At 34.6% G+C, this 17,160-nt stretch carries 19 protein-coding genes and 1 other RNA gene; 18 read left to right on the top strand and 2 right to left on the bottom strand.

Annotated features, from left to right (window positions below):
- Positions 1 to 9 precede the first annotated feature (9 nt).
- The 10 genes from panD to D2K60_RS16310 all read left to right on the top strand — a co-directional run bounded on the left by panD (position 10) and on the right by D2K60_RS16310 (position 9,377).
- Positions 10 to 399, top strand: a complete 390-nt coding sequence (gene panD / locus D2K60_RS16355; protein ID WP_117169378.1) for an aspartate 1-decarboxylase — start codon at positions 10 to 12, stop codon at positions 397 to 399.
- Positions 400 to 501: 102 nt separating this feature from the next.
- Positions 502 to 3,294 (top strand): ATP-dependent DNA helicase DinG, encoded by a 2,793-nt coding sequence (dinG, locus tag D2K60_RS16350; RefSeq protein ID WP_117169379.1) that lies wholly within the window; start codon positions 502 to 504, stop codon positions 3,292 to 3,294.
- A 53-nt stretch (positions 3,295 to 3,347) separates the two neighbouring features.
- A complete protein-coding gene (locus D2K60_RS16345; protein WP_117169380.1) occupies positions 3,348 to 4,139 on the top strand; it encodes a ComEC/Rec2 family competence protein in 792 nt (263 codons plus the stop codon).
- 247 nt (positions 4,140 to 4,386) lie between these two features.
- The gene (locus tag D2K60_RS16340; protein WP_117169381.1) at positions 4,387 to 4,557 is read left to right on the top strand and encodes a YpmA family protein; all 171 of its coding nucleotides are present in this window, start codon (positions 4,387 to 4,389) and stop codon (positions 4,555 to 4,557) included.
- On the top strand, positions 4,523 to 5,053 hold the full coding sequence (locus tag D2K60_RS16335; protein WP_117169382.1) for a hypothetical protein: 531 nt from the start codon (positions 4,523 to 4,525) through the stop codon (positions 5,051 to 5,053). Before D2K60_RS16340 ends, D2K60_RS16335 begins: the two co-directional genes overlap by 35 nt.
- Before the next feature lie 17 nt (positions 5,054 to 5,070).
- The gene (locus tag D2K60_RS16330; protein WP_117169383.1) at positions 5,071 to 6,255 is read left to right on the top strand and encodes a pyridoxal phosphate-dependent aminotransferase; all 1,185 of its coding nucleotides are present in this window, start codon (positions 5,071 to 5,073) and stop codon (positions 6,253 to 6,255) included.
- 27 nt (positions 6,256 to 6,282) lie between these two features.
- The gene (gene asnS / locus D2K60_RS16325) at positions 6,283 to 7,575 is read left to right on the top strand and encodes an asparagine--tRNA ligase (protein WP_117169384.1); all 1,293 of its coding nucleotides are present in this window, start codon (positions 6,283 to 6,285) and stop codon (positions 7,573 to 7,575) included.
- Between the two features lie 97 nt (positions 7,576 to 7,672).
- Positions 7,673 to 8,365: a DnaD domain-containing protein gene (locus D2K60_RS16320; protein ID WP_117169385.1), complete on the top strand. Its 693-nt coding sequence runs from the start codon at positions 7,673 to 7,675 to the stop codon at positions 8,363 to 8,365.
- A 12-nt stretch (positions 8,366 to 8,377) separates the two neighbouring features.
- Positions 8,378 to 9,046 (top strand): endonuclease III, encoded by a 669-nt coding sequence (gene nth / locus D2K60_RS16315; protein WP_117169386.1) that lies wholly within the window; start codon positions 8,378 to 8,380, stop codon positions 9,044 to 9,046.
- On the top strand, positions 9,036 to 9,377 hold the full coding sequence (locus D2K60_RS16310) for a YpoC family protein (RefSeq protein WP_117169387.1): 342 nt from the start codon (positions 9,036 to 9,038) through the stop codon (positions 9,375 to 9,377). The genes nth and D2K60_RS16310 overlap by 11 nt, the downstream gene beginning before the upstream one ends.
- A 37-nt stretch (positions 9,378 to 9,414) precedes the next feature.
- Here D2K60_RS16310 and D2K60_RS16305 read toward each other — a convergent pair whose 3' ends face one another.
- Both D2K60_RS16305 and recU read right to left on the bottom strand, forming a co-directional pair.
- Positions 9,415 to 11,946, bottom strand: a complete 2,532-nt coding sequence (locus tag D2K60_RS16305; RefSeq protein ID WP_117169388.1) for a transglycosylase domain-containing protein — start codon at positions 11,944 to 11,946, stop codon at positions 9,415 to 9,417.
- 18 nt (positions 11,947 to 11,964) lie between these two features.
- Positions 11,965 to 12,555, bottom strand: coding sequence for a Holliday junction resolvase RecU (gene recU, locus D2K60_RS16300; protein ID WP_117169389.1), 591 nt, complete (start codon positions 12,553 to 12,555; stop codon positions 11,965 to 11,967).
- Between the two features lie 271 nt (positions 12,556 to 12,826).
- On the opposite strand from recU, the gene D2K60_RS16295 reads away from it, so the two are divergent.
- From D2K60_RS16295 to D2K60_RS16260, 8 genes are all read left to right on the top strand, one after another.
- Positions 12,827 to 13,138, top strand: coding sequence for a hypothetical protein (locus D2K60_RS16295; RefSeq protein ID WP_117169390.1), 312 nt, complete (start codon positions 12,827 to 12,829; stop codon positions 13,136 to 13,138).
- Positions 13,139 to 13,173: 35 nt separating this feature from the next.
- On the top strand, positions 13,174 to 13,521 hold the full coding sequence (locus D2K60_RS16290) for a DUF1798 family protein (RefSeq protein WP_117170355.1): 348 nt from the start codon (positions 13,174 to 13,176) through the stop codon (positions 13,519 to 13,521).
- A gap of 53 nt (positions 13,522 to 13,574) precedes the next feature.
- On the top strand, positions 13,575 to 13,970 hold the full coding sequence (locus tag D2K60_RS16285) for a cytidine deaminase (RefSeq protein WP_117169391.1): 396 nt from the start codon (positions 13,575 to 13,577) through the stop codon (positions 13,968 to 13,970).
- A gap of 134 nt (positions 13,971 to 14,104) precedes the next feature.
- Positions 14,105 to 14,407: a CotD family spore coat protein gene (locus D2K60_RS16280; protein WP_117169392.1), complete on the top strand. Its 303-nt coding sequence runs from the start codon at positions 14,105 to 14,107 to the stop codon at positions 14,405 to 14,407.
- 70 nt (positions 14,408 to 14,477) lie between these two features.
- Positions 14,478 to 15,047, top strand: a complete 570-nt coding sequence (locus tag D2K60_RS16275) for an SLOG family protein (protein ID WP_338048359.1) — start codon at positions 14,478 to 14,480, stop codon at positions 15,045 to 15,047.
- A gap of 60 nt (positions 15,048 to 15,107) precedes the next feature.
- Positions 15,108 to 15,410, top strand: a complete 303-nt coding sequence (gene gpsB, locus D2K60_RS16270; RefSeq protein ID WP_117169393.1) for a cell division regulator GpsB — start codon at positions 15,108 to 15,110, stop codon at positions 15,408 to 15,410.
- A 128-nt stretch (positions 15,411 to 15,538) separates the two neighbouring features.
- Positions 15,539 to 15,925, top strand: an RNA gene (rnpB, locus tag D2K60_RS16265) — RNase P RNA component class B.
- 101 nt (positions 15,926 to 16,026) lie between these two features.
- Positions 16,027 to 17,160, top strand: coding sequence for a THUMP domain-containing class I SAM-dependent RNA methyltransferase (locus D2K60_RS16260; protein ID WP_117169394.1), 1,134 nt, complete (start codon positions 16,027 to 16,029; stop codon positions 17,158 to 17,160).

The raw sequence follows: 17,160 nt of genomic DNA, 5'->3' as shown, positions 1-17,160 counted from the left end.
GGAAATGTGATGTATCGCACCATGATGAAGGGCAAAATCCATCGCGCTCGTGTTACTGAAGCAAATTTAGATTATGTTGGTAGTATCACGATTGATCAGGACATACTAGAGAAAGTAGATATATTACCGCACGAAAAGGTGCAGATCGTTAATAATAATAATGGAGCAAGATTGGAAACATATGTAATACCAGGTGAAAGAGGAAGTAAAGTTATTTGTCTAAATGGTGCTGCGGCAAGACTTGTTCAAAAAAACGATATTGTAATAATCGTTTCGTATGCACTTGTATCTGATGAAGAGTTTTCAACTTATAAACCTAAAGTTGCCATTATGAACGAAAAGAATGAAGTAGTAGAGATGCTGGATCAAGAGACACCACTCACGTTACTTCAGTCTTAAACTCTTATCAACAGTATGTTTGGTAGGAGTTTTCTTTTTACATCCTACATACTGAAAGAAATATAAATAACTTCTTATAAGTTATCATGTGGGGATGAGGTAATGAATAAATATGTAATTATTGATTTGGAAACTACTGGACATACACCGACTAAAGGTGATCGTATTATTGAAGTGGGAATAATTGTTTGGTCAAATGGCGAAATAATTAAAGAATATTCTACTTTAGTAAATCCAGAAATTAAAATATCAACATTTATTACAAATTTGACAGGTATTACAAATGAAGATGTGTTAGGCCAACCTGTATTTGAGGATATAGCGGAACAGATTAGAATTCTTTTTGATGATGCATATTTCGTAGCGCATAACGTACCGTTTGATTTGGGTTTTTTAAATGATGAGTTTAGACGTATAGGGCTTGATCCGTTAATTCAACCAGTGATCGATACGGTGGAGCTGTCACGCATCTTATTACCACAAGCGCCAGGTTTTAAATTAGGCCAGTTGGCTACATTTTTAGAATTAAGCCATCTAGACCCACATCGGGCATTATCTGATGCACATGTGACATCCTATTTACTTGCACATTTATTAGATAAAATTAAAGCACTACCATATGAAACAATTGTTCAATTGCGGCAAATGGAACATAGAATAAAAAGTGACTTATTTGAACTCTTAAAAGAACGAGAAGATCAATTAGCTTTTCAAACAGATGAACCTGAAGGTATTGAAATCTTTCGTGGATTAGCATTAAAGAAACAAATAACAAAGACAAAGTCCATTACTAAATCAAGCCTTTCTTTTGGTGATATAATGGACCGTTTTTATCAAAAAGATGGTGACTTAGCGCAGGCGATGAGTCAATTTGAAATGAGAAACGGGCAGCGAGAAATGACCGAACTTATTTATGATGCATTTCAGTCAAAGCAACATGCTATTATTGAGGCTGAAACAGGTACGGGTAAATCATTAGCTTACTTAATCGTAGCTTTATTTCAGGCAGTACATGGAAATGAGCGAGTGGTCGTTAGTACGCATCTAACACAATTACAGACACAGCTGATTGAAAAAGAAATACCTTTACTTGAAAAAGTGCTATCTTTTCCATTTCAAACAACCATTTTAAAAGGAAAACAACATTATCTAAGTTTGGCTAAATTTGAACAGACACTTCGTTCAGTTGAGTTTGATAACTATGACATAACGTTAACAAAAGCAATTATTTTAATTTGGCTAACAGAAACAACTACCGGAGATATAGATGAAATTCAATTACCATCAAGCGGTCAACGTTTCTTTCGTAAAGTCTCCACAGAAGCGGAAGGTGGTTTGGATGTTAGCTCACCATGGTTCACGCGATCTTTTTATTATAGAGCTAAAACAAATGCCCAAAAATCAGACGTGATCATAACAAATCACGCATTACTATGTGCTAATATGACAAGCGAAATTCCTTTATTACCATCTTTCCAAAAGATAATTATAGATGAAGCGCATCATTTAGAAGCAACTGCCTCTAAACACTTTGGGTTGAGTTTAGACTACGTTTCTGTGCAACGAACATTACAAGCTATTGGAAGTATAGAGGATGGCGCATGGATTCAAAAATTGATCGAGTATGACAGTGACATTGCTCTTATTTGTGCAGAATATGAATGGAATAAATGGTGGCTAGAGGCGAAAGAAGAAACAGATACCTTATTCCGTTATTTATTTCAATATGTTAAAGAAAAGCAAGCAAATGACATAGCGATTAATGATATAGGACGCTATCAATATCGAATACCAGAAGGTACAGATCAAGGTTGGGATACAATAAATGAAATGGTAAACCGACTGTCATTCCAATTACGTGATTTAATTCATATTTTATCTCGGATATTACATTTAATGCGGGAAAATGACTTGGCTGTCGATTTAATGGAAGAAGTAAAGTGGCATATGGAACGCATCCAATCAATTATAGATGGATTAGAAAATTACTTTATCCAGCGTTTAAAAGAGGAAGAAGTAAAATGGATTGAGATAGATGCATTTGGTGCTCAAAATGCAGTATATTTATATCAAGAACCAATTGATATTGCCGACCTGTTACAAGAGAAACTCTTTCACGAAAAACAAAGTGTTATTATGACAAGTGCAACGCTAACAATGAAAAACTCATTTTCCGTTTTCAAGGAAAGAGTTGGTCTTTTAAAAGAAGATGTTTTAGAAAAGAAAATAGTGTCACCTTATGCTTACGAAGATCAAGTACAGCTATTAATACCAACGGATTTCCCATACGCAAAATACGGGAAAATGGATGATTTTATTGAAGCAACGTGTGAAGCGATTCTATCACTAGCTCATATTACTAAGGGTAGGATGCTCGTTTTGTTTACATCTTATGATATGTTGAAAAAGGCGTATATTTTATTACGTGAGATTCTTGATGAGGAAGAATATATGTTAATTGCTCAAGGTATTTCAAGTGGGAGTAGGTCTAGATTAAAAAAGAATTTTCAAACATTTGATCAAGCAATTTTGTTAGGTACGAACTCGTTTTGGGAGGGGATTGATATACCAGGAAGTGACTTGTCTTGTGTTGTGATCGTGCGATTACCATTTCAACCACCTAATCATCCGGTGTATCAAGCAAAAGCAAATTACTTGAAAAAATCAGGTAAAAATCCATTTGCTACACTAGCCTTACCTAATGCAATTATTCGTTTTAAACAAGGATTCGGCAGATTAATTCGTTCTAGTACTGATCGTGGTATTGTATTTGTTTGTGATGATCGATTGATGACAGCAACTTACGGTCATTATTTCATCAATTCGATACCTGAAATCCCCATTCATCATAAAACAACGAAAGAATTAATGGAAATTGCTCAAGATTGGTTATGATCTGTTAACATCTACGCATATTAAGCCTACAATATTGTAAAGTAGGTGATAAAATGCATCGATCTATCCGTGCTTTAACGCTTTTATTAGCGTTATTGTTGTTTCTATTAATGACTACAATTACTACCAATGCATCGACTTTATCGATTGGGGAAAATGAGTTATATGTTTCGTTTCTGAATATACCAGATGGTGAAGCAACTTTAATTCAAACATCAGAAGGTAAGAACTTTCTGATCAATACTGGTTCAAAAGATAGTAGAATAGAGCTTTGGGAACAATTAAAGGAACTACATGTAAATCAATTAGAGGGCTTAATCTTAACGAACCAAACGGATGAATACTGTGGTAATATGAAACAGATTCTCGAGAATTTTGACGTGAAACAGGTTTATTATGCAAATTCAGAAAAACAGTTATTTACTGCTAACTCCAATAAAACAATGTGGAACAAAGATGATGAAATTAAACTAGGAAATGCTTTTAATATCCATGTATTACAGACGAATACTTTTGGAGAAATGACTTTTACGATTGAGTATGGTGAGAATAGTATTTTGTATATGAGTGTAAATGATACAAATAGCGATGAAGGATTAGAATCTTACGATTTAAAGTCAGAAATAATTAAAATTGTTGATTATGGCCAAAGTAATTCGCCAAGTTCGAAATTGTTACATGAAATGGATCCACATATTAGTATTGTTTTTAATCAAAAGTCTGGTACACCTAACAGAGATCTAATGGAGAGATTGAATGAATCTTGGATCGATGTATACCAACTAAAACAAGTCGGAACAACAATTATCCGATTAAACCTAAGTGATTATGAAATAATTTCATAAAAAAAAACCTGTGTACAGTAAACGCTGTACACAGTAAATATGGTGGGTTGGGATAAATTTAGTTGAAAAATTATAATTGTCTATCAATTTTTGTCATAAAACCTGTTATAATATAAGACATATTACATATTTCTTTTCAACTATCATTAGTATGCAATTGAATTGGCTATCTATGTGTAGCAATTTTTTGTAAATAACACACTTTAATTAGTAGTTCATTTAAAATTCAAACATTTAGGAGATATTTATGAAGGATAAAATAGAAACACTATCAACAGTTAAATTAAAGCATTCAACAGACATATACAAAATAGTGGACAGTTTAAATCGTACACTGAAAGAAGATGATTTAATGTTTGGATTAGCTTTGGATGAGGATGATCATGAAACAGCAATCTTTACTATCTACCGTACCTAATTGGCTAAGTTGGATTCTAGTTGGGATTATACTGCTTATTATTGGAAGCATTGTTTTTAGTGTGATTTTGTATCAAAATGTTGAAGAGAATAAAGTGTCAGATTTTTTGACTTCTGAAGAGCGAGTGCTTGAAGAAACTGAAATAACTGAAATAGTTGCTACTTCTCGCTATCACGGTGAGATATATTATAACGTGATTGAAGGACAGACAGAAACAGATGTAAGCTTGCTTGCCTTTGTTGAAGTTTCAAATGAAGAAGCGGAAATAAAGACTTTTGAGTTGACTAATTTTATTGATGAAAATACGTTAGTATCACAATGGCGAAATTCCTGTAGTGGCTCATGTGAGCTATTACAATCACACTATGGAATTAGAGGTAACACACCATTGTTGGAATTAAGTTATTTTGATGCAGAAGACCGATTAAGTTATGCATACTACCGCTTAGAAGATGGTTCTTATGATAGTGGTGTATCGTTTTCAAATGATTATTAAAAAAGAAGGGTGATCAAATGGAATTAGCACATCGAGTAAAAGCATTGACGCCATCCTCAACATTAGCGATTACTGTTAAAGCAAAAGAGTTAAAAGATGCAGGACATGATGTTATAGGATTAGGTGCAGGTGAACCAGATTTTAATACACCATCATACATTTTAGATGCAGCTACAAACGCAATGAAAAGTGGATTTACGAAATACACACCTGCGGGTGGAATTGTAGAATTAAAAGATGCCATTATTGAGAAAATGAAGAGGGATCAACAGTTACACTATGATCGAGATCAAATAATAGTTACTACTGGTGCTAAACACGCGCTATACACTTTATTTCAGGTATTGTTAAATCCAGAAGATGAAGTGATTGTACCTTCACCGTATTGGGTAAGCTATCCGGAACAAATTAAATTAGCGCAAGGTAAGCCTATTTTTGTTGAAGCGGATGAGAATAGTCAATTTAAATTAACGCCTGAACAATTAAAGAATGTTATAACGGCAAAAACGAAAGCAGTAATTATCAATTCACCTAGTAATCCGACAGGTTCTATGTATACCAAAGCGGAGTTAACAGCGCTTGGAGAAATTTGCTTAGAAAATAATATTTTAATTGTATCAGATGAAATTTATGAAAAGCTAATTTATACGGATGAAGCACATGTATCAATAGCTGAGATTTCAGACGCATTAAAAGAACAAACGGTCATTATTAATGGTGTATCAAAATCCCACTCTATGACTGGTTGGCGAATTGGTTACGCAATTGGTAGCAAACAAATTATTAACGCAATGACTGGATTAGTATCACATTCTACATCAAATCCAACATCAATTGCACAATATGCCGCTCTTGCTGCATATTCTAAGGGTGATGAAGAAATAGAACAAATGCGTGTGGCATTCCAAGATAGATTAGAGAAAACCTATCAATGGCTTACTGCAATTCCTGGTATTACATGTGTTAAACCAAAGGGAGCATTTTATTTATTTCCAAATGTGAAAGAGGCAGTTAAAATGACTGGTTTTAAAACAGTTGACGAGTGGGTAGAAGCAATATTAGTAGAAGAAAAAGTGGCACTGGTTCCTGGAACTGGTTTTGGTGCACCTGATAACGTTAGACTTTCCTATGTGATTCCGTTAGAACAACTAGAAGAAGCAACGAAAAGAATAAAACGATTTATACTAAATCATCAAATGTAAGTATTGGGATTTTTGGAGGAATTAAGAATGAAAACAACAATAGATCAAGTAGCGAAACATGTAGGCGAAGAAGTGAAGATTGGCACTTGGTTAGCAAATAAACGATCAAGTGGTAAAATTGCATTTCTTCAACTTAGAGATGGAACAGGCTTTATGCAAGGTGTAGTAGTAAAAGCAGAGGTAGCTGAAGAAACATTTCAATTAGCAAAAAATATGACGCAAGAAACATCCATGTATGTTACTGGAATAATTGTGGAAGATACGCGTTCTGCGTTTGGTTATGAGCTACAAGTCAAAGAAATTGAGGTTATTCATGCTGCTGTTGATTTTCCAATAACACCAAAGGAACACGGTACTGAATTTCTAATGGATCATCGTCATTTATGGTTACGTTCTAAAAAGCAACATGCGATTATGAAAATTCGTAACGAGATTATTCGTTCAACATATCAATTTTTCAATGAAAATGGTTATATAAAAATTGATCCACCAATCTTAACTGGATCTGCTGCAGAAGGCACAACTGAATTATTTCATACACAATATTTTGATGAAGAGGCATATCTTTCACAAAGTGGACAATTGTATATGGAAGCTGCGGCAATGGCATTTGGTAAAGTATTTTCATTTGGACCAACATTCCGAGCGGAGAAATCTAAAACTAGAAGACATTTAATTGAGTTCTGGATGATTGAACCAGAAATGGCATTTATGAATCATAAAGAAAGTTTAGAAGTGCAAGAAAATTACGTTAGCTACTTGGCACAAGCAGTCTTGAATAACTGTCAGTTAGAATTAACTACATTAGAACGTGATGTATCTAAATTAGAAAAAATTAAAGCACCTTTTCCACGGATTACATATGATAAAGCAGTGGAGTTACTAAAAGAAAAAGGTTTTACGGATATAGAGTGGGGAGAAGATTTTGGTTCCCCGCATGAAACTGCAATTGCAGAAAGCTTTGATTTACCTGTGTTTATAACAGACTATCCAGCTGGTATTAAAGCCTTCTATATGAAGCCAGATCCAGATCGCCCTGAAGTTGTCCTCTGTGCTGATTTAATTGCGCCAGAAGGCTATGGTGAGATTATAGGTGGATCACAAAGAATTGACGACTTGGAATTAATGAAACAGCGCTATGATGAACATAACTTATCAGGTGATGCTTACAAATGGTATTTAGAATTACGTCAATATGGAAGTGTGCCACATGCTGGATTCGGTTTAGGTTTAGAAAGAACTGTAGCATGGTTCTCAGGCGTTGAACACGTAAGAGAGACAATACCTTTTCCACGTTTATTAAATCGATTATATCCATAATGCGTTATTTTAATATAGAACCCTTGACATATTTGATGTTGTCAGGGGTTTTATTATCAATTAACAAAAATGTTTAAACTATTTTGAGGTGACCTACATGAAAAATAAACATTCTTATCAAAATTTTTTAATGGATCAATTAACAATTCCAACTAAACTATTAGGCGAGTACCATACACTTGGATTAACGGAAAAAGATGTGATTGTTCTATTACAAATTCATCGTTTTAGTTTATCAGGTGTTTATTTTCCTACACCGGATGAAATAGCAGACTGTGTTACATTTGATCAACAAGAGTGTTCGATGATATTACGGAAATTACTACAAAAAAACATGGTAGCTATTGAACAAAATGAGGCGGACAAAGTTTTGATGGGTGAACAATATTCGCTTGAACCATTATGGGAGAAGTTATATCAAGAAGCCCCACCAAAAAAAGATGATATGGATAATGAGCTCGCAATGAATATCTTTCTTTTATTTGAACAAGAATTTGGACGAGCATTATCTCCGTTTGAAATCGAAACGATTAATATTTGGATTGATGAAGATGAACAAAAACCCGCACTTATTAAAGCCGCATTACGTGAAGCTGTATTAATGAGTAAACTTAATTTTAAATATATAGATCGCATCTTACGAGAATGGAAGAAGAAAGGTATTAGATCTGTCGAACAAGCAAGAGAACAAAGTAAATCCTTTCATAGTAATCAATCAAATCCAAATGTAGAAAGAGAAGAGCCAAAGCGAGATGTCTCCTTGTATTACAATTGGTTAGAAGATGAATAAGGAGAATGTATGATGCTTAATAAAAAGGATATTGCATACGTATTAGATTGCTTAAAGGATATGTATCCAAATGCAGAATGTGAACTTGTACATAAAAATCCATTTGAATTAGTAATAGCTGTTCTTTTATCAGCACAGTGTACGGATAACTTGGTGAATAAGGTAACAAAAAACTTGTTCCAAAAGTACCAAACTCCTGAAGATTTCTTAGCTGTAACCGTTGAAGAATTACAACACGATATTCGATCGATCGGTTTATATCGTAATAAAGCAAAAAACATTCAAAAACTTTGCCAATCTTTATTGGATAATTTTAATGGTGAAGTTCCAGAGAGTAAGGTAGATTTAGAAACGCTAGCTGGTGTTGGTCGTAAAACAGCAAATGTTGTCGCTTCGGTAGCATTTCATGAGCCTGCGATTGCCGTTGATACACATGTTGAACGCGTATCTAAACGCCTAGCATTATGTCGTTGGAAGGACTCTGTCTTGGAAGTAGAGAAAGCATTAATGCGAAAAGTACCAAAAGAGGAATGGAGTGATACACATCACCGAATGATCTTTTTTGGTCGTTACCATTGTAAAGCAAGAAACCCTAATTGTCCTGAATGTCCATTGTTGTCTATCTGTCGAGAAGGTAAGAAAAGAATGAAACAAAAGGAACGTGAGGAATATGCAAAATGAAGGAATAGCACTGATTGAAGAATGGAAAAATCAGTCGAACTATATTTCTAAGCTCTTTCATGAAAGAAAATATCAAGAAGCATCATTACCGATGCAACTGTTCACAAAAAACTTTATTCAATTGTTATTTATATTGAATAAAGAGGAGTGGGCTGTCGAAACAGAGGGCGTTTATAAACTAAAAGGTTTCACGTATAAACCTTTAAATATAGAAGAACGAATACAGTTTGTACAAACCCATTCACATCAATATCACAGTTATATTCATTTAAATGAATTGTATAAAGAAGCAGAGAAACTTTACGCTAAGGCGGAAATATTAGAGAAGTAAAAAAAACAGCATTTTATTTGCTGTTTTTTTTATTTTGTTATTCTTCAGTTTCATCTTCTTCTGGCGGAGTAGGTACAGGGTTATCTGGGTCTTTTGGTGTTTCTGGTGTTTCTTCTTCGTCTTTCGGCTTATCACTATCTGGATTTTCTTGATCATCATCATTTTCTTTAGGTTTTTCTGGTTCTGCGGGTTCCTCGGATTCTTCCGTTTCTTCAGGATCGGGTTCCACAGGCTCTTCTTCAACTTCTTCTTCAGGTTCTTCTTCTTCAATTTCTTCCGCAGGAACAGCAACTTCAACTGTTCTAGCTTCACTAACGTTACTTTCATCATCTTTACTGATTGCAATTACTTCAATGGTATAAGAAGTACCTCTTTCTATGTTACTTATTTCAAGTTCATTATTATCAGTAGTTGTACTGTTTGAACCAGTACTTACTTGGAATGTAACATCTTCATCCCCATTATAATCCCAGGATACGTCAATAAGATTCGCATCTTCATCATAACTTGCACTCAAACTTGAAACGGGATCAAGTTGTTCGAACTTTTCAGATGTAGCTTCTGGTTCATGTCCCTTTTTAAAAAGTTCAGTTACTATTTGTGATGAAGGGGTGTATGCACTTGCTAATTTTGCAGGGTTCGACCCTTTCTCAACCTTCACTTCAACAACAGAACTAGGTTTTTCAAAGTCTGGTGTTGAAACACCTGCTGATATCGTTGACATGACATGATTAAATAATTTCTGTGAAATTTTTGTATCCTGTACTGGTCTTGTATTACCTTCTGGATAACCAGACCATACAGATACAGTATAATTTGTGCTATAACCTGCAAACCAAATATCTGCATCGTTATCAGTTGTTCCTGTTTTACCAGCCATTGGAATGCTAGATACATTTGCAACTGTACCTGTACCACTTTGAACTACTGATTTCAACATATCTGTTATCATATAAGCAGTAGAGTCAGACATAGCAGCCACTGGTTCTGATTTTAGATCTTCTGAACTTCCATCATCATAAACAACTTTAGTAACAGCGTACGGTTCATTGTAAATACCTTCATTACCAAATGCGCTATAAGCTCCAGCCATTACTAGCGGAGTGACATCTGATTCAGCTCCTCCAATCGCTTCTGTAATACCTAAATTAGTTTCATCATAATTAAAACCTAAACCATTTGCGAAATCTGCTGCTTGTGATGTACCAACTTCATCTAACGTTTTAACAGCAGGAATATTTAATGACCATTGTAATGCGTAGCGAATGCTCATCCATCCTTGAAATTTGTTATTCCAGTTATTAATTGTGTCTCCAGCTTCATTTCCAATTTCATAAGGAGCATCATCATTTATTTGTTGATAAGTGGACCAATTTAAATTTTCAATTGCTGGGCCATAATCAAGTATAGGTTTAATTGCCGAACCAGCTTGTCTACCATCACCTTGATAAGCGTAATTCCAACCGTTGTTATTCTCTCGATTTCTTCCACCACCAATGGCTCGAATAGCACCAGTATTGGTAGCTGTTACTACGATACCAGATTGCAACTCTTCTTCAATAAAATCAATTGGATTCTCATCTGAATTAGATAAGACCAACTCAACTTCTTCTTGTGCAACAGGATCAAGTGTAGTGTAAACTTCTAAACCGTCTGTATAAATATCTGAACCTGTTTTTTCTTCTACCTCATCAGCCACTTTTTGTATGAAAGCTTGATACGGTGTTTCTTGTTCTACAGAAACATTTAAGACATCTTCCACATTAACAGCTTTTGCTTCTTCCGCTTCTTCTTCCGTAATCTTCCCATGTCTTACCATTAAATTTAATACCGTTTCCATCCGTTCTTGCGTTAAATCAGGATTAACTGTCGGATCATATGCAGAAGGGCGCTGTGGTAAACCAGCTAGTATAGCAGATTCTGCTAGTGTTAATTCAGATAAGTCCGTTTTGCTGAAATAGGTTTTTGCCGCCGTTGCAACACCATATGCGCCGGAACCATAATAAATTTTATTTAGATACATTTCTAGTATTTCTTCTTTAGAATATTCACGATCTAGTTGAATTGCTATCCATTGCTCTTGTACTTTTCTTTTTATCGTTTTATCAGTAGAAAGGAACGAATCCTTTACGACTTGTTGTGTAATTGTACTAGCGCCTTCTGAACCAAAACCATCTGTTACATTGGCTAAAACTGCCGCACCGATACGTCTTAAATCAATACCGGAATGCTCGAAGAAACGAACATCCTCTGTCGCTAATACCGCGTCAATTAATGTTTCAGGTAAATCTGTATAACTCGTTTTTGTTCGTTTCTCTGTACCTAGATCTGCATATAATTCTTCATCCATATCATAAATTTTTGAAGAGGCTGGGTCTGAAAGTAAGGCACCATCTAAGTCAGGTGCAGTAGCAATATAGAAAGTAAATAATCCACCAATTCCTATAACAGATGCTAAAAATACGATACCTATGATTAATATTACTTTTTTAAAGACTGATTTATTTTTCTTTTTTGATTTACTTTGTTGTTTTCTTCTTGCTGCTCGAGATTGGCTATCATTTGCCATAACTCATCTTCCTCCGTTCTAAAAGTAAAGCTGGTCAATAATTTTTAAATAATCTATTCTTGCTGGGAAACCAATCGGGATCTCAGTGCCAGCTTCTTTAATTTCTTGATAGGGAATAGACTTTTTTCCTCCATTAAATTGACGATTCCAATAATTAAAAAGTTTCACTGCTGGTAGAAAAAAAGTTTGATCATATACAGCGAATCTAATTAATAGAAAACAGATACCACCATGTTCAACAATTGTTTTCATATGATCGATTTGATGATCATGAATATTGCTAAGAGGAAACGATGTTTTACTTTTTGTTTCTTTTGCCTCAAAGTCAATGTAGTGTGATCGATAAATGCCATTATAATCTGTGGTGGAAGCCTGTTTAAAATAGCCTTCCTTGATTACTGCTGCACTTCTTTTTGGGTAATCCACTTTCACAATCTGAACAGGTGTCGGTTTCTTATGGATAACCGCTTGATTCGTGATACGATAGTAGTCATTCGTATCATTAATGTCATCTTCTAACGTCATTCCACGATTACTAAAGCTTGTCTTTTTTTTATTACTAGTGAGTTTAGACTGGGAGGAAGATTTCTTCCCATTCGGGTAATTCATGCTATTTATTCCTCCTGCTAAAAGTATCATACCAAATTAAATGTTCAAATACCCATTTTAAATAGTATAGATTATAAGCTTCTCCCTATTATAATTGTTTTTCTCCATTTTTACAAAAACAAGCTTAGCTTTTCATCCAATACGCTAAATGAAAAAATAAGCTGTTTTACACTAAAAATGTATGTTTTCTTCTAGTTTTGTCAGGTGTGCAGGACTATTGGAATTTATAGAGAATCTGTCAAACACCAATAACGATAGAGGAGTGGACGATTTGGAACAAGAAAAAGTGAATCAAATAAACGGTGTATCTAAACAAGTATATAATCAATCCTATACAAAACTAATGGAAACTATTCGCTTAATGGATCAACGTATTAGTTCAAAGGCAGATGATGTTGTGTTAACGATAACGTCAGCTCATCGGAAAGAAATTGAGAGTTTGCAGCAAGAAGTGACGCAGATCAATAAGATACTAGAAGATTTGCAAGAAACTAACGTACAAAGAGTTCATACTATACCCTTTAAGAGACAAAAAAGAAATAAAAATTGGTTTAAACTACTCCCATTTGTGCAAAAATCATGATAAAGTAAAGAGGATAGGTGATTGGAGCGATACAGATGAACTTAAAAGAAACAACAATTCAATTAAAAAGAGAGTTGGAATTGTTGAAGTCAAATTATCTAGAACAAGAGAAACCAGCACATAAACGTGATAAAGACTTTTTCCATTATGTAAAAGAAAAGACAAACCCTGTATTCCAACTGAATGAATCCTGGGAAACACTTGCAGCAGAACATGTAAAGGATAGAGACGTTCGTGTTCATCCACAGCAAGTTGCATCGACTAGAGAGAACATGGATCTTTTATTAATGCATAGTTATTATATTGACGTAAAAAGAAAAAGATATATGGAATTATATCAATCCGTACAATATGTATGTGATTTAATATTAGAGGATTTTTGATAAGTAATATTCTGTTCAATTTTCATAATAATCAGTGAGAGTAGGATTCGTATATGGACAAACTAGAATTAATTGAGCATGCAAAGGAAGCAAGGAAAAAAGCATATATCCCATATTCTAAATTTGCAGTTGGTGCAGCATTAGAAACAAAGTCAGGGAAAGTGTACTTAGGTTGTAATATTGAAAATGCTGCTTACCCTGTAAGTTTATGTGCAGAAAGAGTAGCGATATTTAAAGCCATATCAGAGGGTGAAACAGAATTTAAACAATTAGCAGTTGTTGCAGATACGGATCGACCAGTATCACCATGTGGCTCATGCCGACAAGTGATGAGTGAATTCTTTAACGAAGATGTGTCTGTACATATTACGAATTTGAAAAATGATGTAAAATCGGTAACAATTGATCAATTATTGCCTTACTCGTTTCAAGCAACTGACATGAAATAGGGAAATTTTCAAAAACTAGGACATTGACTCAGACGAATATCACAATCTTCACATAGGTTAATAGGGAATCAATCATTACTTTTTATTTTGAGAATGATTGTTAACTGTTAAACGATTGGAGAGGAGATAATTTTATGAGACATCACACACCTTATAATGGGAACCAAGCTTGTGGGCCAACTCAAACAATTGTTTGCCCTACTAAGTGCAATGAGGTAAATACTGCTAGTCAGAGCAATGTACAGTATATTCATCCATCACATACTGTAGTAAAGAATCATCACTTAGTGAAAAATACGCATGTTTATCCACATTCAACATCATGGCAGAATACTGTTAACAGTGTTAATGTGTATGGTGGTTCACCGCAAGTGCCTGCTCCACCTGTTCCGTCAGCACCAGTGAATCAACCGCCTAGACCAGGTTTTTGGAGATAATAGTAATAACTATGTACCATAAAAAAAGCTGGAGCTTCCAGCTTTTTTTATGAAAAAGGAAAGATGATGTATGATAAAAAGACTAACAATTACAGGTTATAAATCATTTGAAATAAATATATTTAAAATTGACGATCAAAAAGTCGTATTTATAAAAAAGGCTATCGAAAAACGGCTTATTTCTCTTATTGAGGAAGGATTAGAATGGGTGATTGTTTCTGGACAAATGGGTGTAGAACTATGGGCAGCTGAAGTTGTTATGGATTTACAGGATACATATGATGTAAAATTAGCTATTATCCCACCGTTTGATAACCAAGAATCACGTTGGCCAGAGCCATATAAAGAGGCTTATCAGCAAGCTATTATGCAAGCTGACTTTTTTGAGTTGCTTTACCAAAGTGATTATAAAGGACCACATCAGTTTAAAGCAAAAAACAAATGGCTTCTAGAAAAAAGTCAAGCAAGTCTTATATTAGTTGATGAAGAAAATCCAGGCAGTGTAAAATTCTTTTTAGAAGAAGCGAAAAAGAGAAATAACCAGACAGACTATGCAATATACTACATTACACCGTTTGATTTAGATGATATCGTGCAAGAATGGCTTGAAAATAATCCTGACTTACCAAACAGTGATTGACATTTGACGAAAAATTTGAAAAAATAAGAATAGAGCTTTGGAAAATACGAGGTGAATATAATGACAGAAGAAGTGAATCAATTGAAAACAAAAGACATTTTAGATAAAGATTTTAAAACGTCAATGCGTGGATATAATCAAGAAGAAGTTGATGAGTTTTTGGATGTGATCATTCAAGACTATGAGCGTTTTGCAAATGAGATCACTAAACTAAGACAAGAAAATGATCGTATTAAAAAACAAGCACCTGACCAAACTAGAACAAGACCATCAACTTCCAACCATCAAGTCAATTATGATATTTTAAAACGATTATCTAATTTAGAGAAATCTGTATTTGGTAAGAAATACGCTGATTCGTAATAATTGTGTAATTACCACTAATTACTACAACATTGGATCAAAAGATATGTTATACTTATTTAGTTGTCGTAATGAAACAGTGTGCGTACAATATTAAATTTTTAAATTTAGAATAACCATAAAAATGAATGTTTTGGTAATCGCTGCACATATTATATGTGTAGAGGAAAGTCCATGCTCACACAGACTGAGATGTTTGTAGTGTTCGTGCTTGATGAAGACATAAATCAAGGTAACCTATATGGTTAACGGCAGGATAAGCACCTACGTCTATTAATAGATATGGTGTGATGTCCTTTAAAGTGCCACAGTGACGTAATCAGTCTGGAAACAGTCTGGGTGGAACGGGTAAACCCCATGAGTGAGCAACCCAAATTTTGGTAGGGGCATCTTGGATTAGGGAATTCAACCGAAACAAGGACAAGCTTGATTAGCTTGTAGATAGATGATTACTACTTGTGTACGAGGCTGACCACCGTTTGTAGTGCAAATAGTACAGAACATGGCTTATAAAACATTCATTGGTCTATCAAATAAGATGTATTGCCCTTCCTAACCTAATTGTTAATTGGTGTTTGGAAGGGTTTTTATTTTGTATAGGAAGGGATTAAAGATAATGACAGAAACAGTTAAATTAATAGCAACAGCTGCAATGGGACTTGAGTCAGTCGTAGCAAATGAAGTAAAAGCATTAGGATATACAGAGGTTCAAGTTGAAAATGGTAAAGTGATATTTGAAGCAGATATAAATGCGATCCCACGTTGTAACTTATGGTTACGTACAGCAGATCGATTAAAGGTTGTTATCGGACAGTTCTATGCTACAACATTCGATGATCTCTTTGAAGCAACAAAAGCATTAGATTGGGATCATTACATACCCGAAAACGGTAAATTTCCTGTAATCGGAAAGTCGCATAAGTCAACGTTGTTTAGTGTTTCTGATTGCCAAGCAATTGTAAAAAAAGCAATCGTTGAAAAGTTGAAGAAGAAATATGGCATAGCTGACCGTATTCCAGAAACAGATGCATTATACCGTGTTGAAGTTGCGATTTTAAAAGACCTCGTTACCTTAACAATTGATGCTACTGGTGTTGGTTTACACAAACGTGGTTACCGTACAGGCCAAGGCGAAGCACCTTTAAAAGAAACGTTAGCAGCGGCACTTGTACAATTAACAAATTGGAAACCAGATTATCCATTAGTTGATTTATTTTGTGGTTCCGGTACGATCCTAATTGAAGCCGCTCTAATAGGACAAAATATTGCACCTGGTTTTAATCGTTCATTTGCCTCAGAAGAATGGCCACTTATTCAACGAAAACTATGGGATAAAGCTTTTGAAGAAGCAGAAGATTTAGCTAATTATGACCAAGTGTTAGATATTACGGGAACTGATATTGACCACAAAATGATCCAAATTGCACAAGATAATGCAACTGAAGCAGGACTAGCAGATTTAATTGATTGGAAACAGATGCAAGCAAAAGATTTTAATCCTAAACGACCGAATGGCTACTTGATATCAAATCCACCATACGGTGAGCGTATTGGTGATCAAGAAGAGGTTAGAGAGTCCTATCAACAAGTTGGAGAAGTGATGCGCTCAAATCCTTCTTGGAGTTCCTATGTTTTAACGTCTGATGAAAAGTTTGAAGCTATGTATGGTAAAAAGGCAACAAAAAAACGCAAATTATTTAATGGCTTTATTAAAGTGGATTACTATCAATACTTTGGTAAAAGAATCTAA

The sequence above is a fragment of the Paraliobacillus sediminis genome (assembly GCF_003426055.1).
Note: the sequence above shows the minus strand (reverse complement) of the source record. Positions and strands in the feature narration are given on the sequence as shown.

Bases quoted from the DNA above. Each gene is read 5' to 3' on its own strand.
- panD (WP_117169378.1), top strand. From the start codon at position 10: ATGTATCGCACCATGATGAAGGGCAAAATCCATCGCGCTCGTGTTACT.
- dinG (WP_117169379.1), top strand. From the start codon at position 502: ATGAATAAATATGTAATTATTGATTTGGAAACTACTGGACATACACCG.
- D2K60_RS16345 (WP_117169380.1), top strand. From the start codon at position 3,348: ATGCATCGATCTATCCGTGCTTTAACGCTTTTATTAGCGTTATTGTTG.
- D2K60_RS16340 (WP_117169381.1), top strand. From the start codon at position 4,387: ATGAAGGATAAAATAGAAACACTATCAACAGTTAAATTAAAGCATTCA.
- D2K60_RS16335 (WP_117169382.1), top strand. From the start codon at position 4,523: ATGAAACAGCAATCTTTACTATCTACCGTACCTAATTGGCTAAGTTGG.
- D2K60_RS16330 (WP_117169383.1), top strand. From the start codon at position 5,071: ATGGAATTAGCACATCGAGTAAAAGCATTGACGCCATCCTCAACATTA.
- asnS (WP_117169384.1), top strand. From the start codon at position 6,283: ATGAAAACAACAATAGATCAAGTAGCGAAACATGTAGGCGAAGAAGTG.
- D2K60_RS16320 (WP_117169385.1), top strand. From the start codon at position 7,673: ATGAAAAATAAACATTCTTATCAAAATTTTTTAATGGATCAATTAACA.
- nth (WP_117169386.1), top strand. From the start codon at position 8,378: ATGCTTAATAAAAAGGATATTGCATACGTATTAGATTGCTTAAAGGAT.
- D2K60_RS16310 (WP_117169387.1), top strand. From the start codon at position 9,036: ATGCAAAATGAAGGAATAGCACTGATTGAAGAATGGAAAAATCAGTCG.
- D2K60_RS16305 (WP_117169388.1), bottom strand. From the start codon at position 11,946: ATGGCAAATGATAGCCAATCTCGAGCAGCAAGAAGAAAACAACAAAGT.
- recU (WP_117169389.1), bottom strand. From the start codon at position 12,555: ATGAATTACCCGAATGGGAAGAAATCTTCCTCCCAGTCTAAACTCACT.
- D2K60_RS16290 (WP_117170355.1), top strand. From the start codon at position 13,174: ATGAACTTAAAAGAAACAACAATTCAATTAAAAAGAGAGTTGGAATTG.
- D2K60_RS16285 (WP_117169391.1), top strand. From the start codon at position 13,575: ATGGACAAACTAGAATTAATTGAGCATGCAAAGGAAGCAAGGAAAAAA.
- D2K60_RS16280 (WP_117169392.1), top strand. From the start codon at position 14,105: ATGAGACATCACACACCTTATAATGGGAACCAAGCTTGTGGGCCAACT.
- D2K60_RS16275 (WP_338048359.1), top strand. From the start codon at position 14,478: ATGATAAAAAGACTAACAATTACAGGTTATAAATCATTTGAAATAAAT.
- gpsB (WP_117169393.1), top strand. From the start codon at position 15,108: ATGACAGAAGAAGTGAATCAATTGAAAACAAAAGACATTTTAGATAAA.
- D2K60_RS16260 (WP_117169394.1), top strand. From the start codon at position 16,027: ATGACAGAAACAGTTAAATTAATAGCAACAGCTGCAATGGGACTTGAG.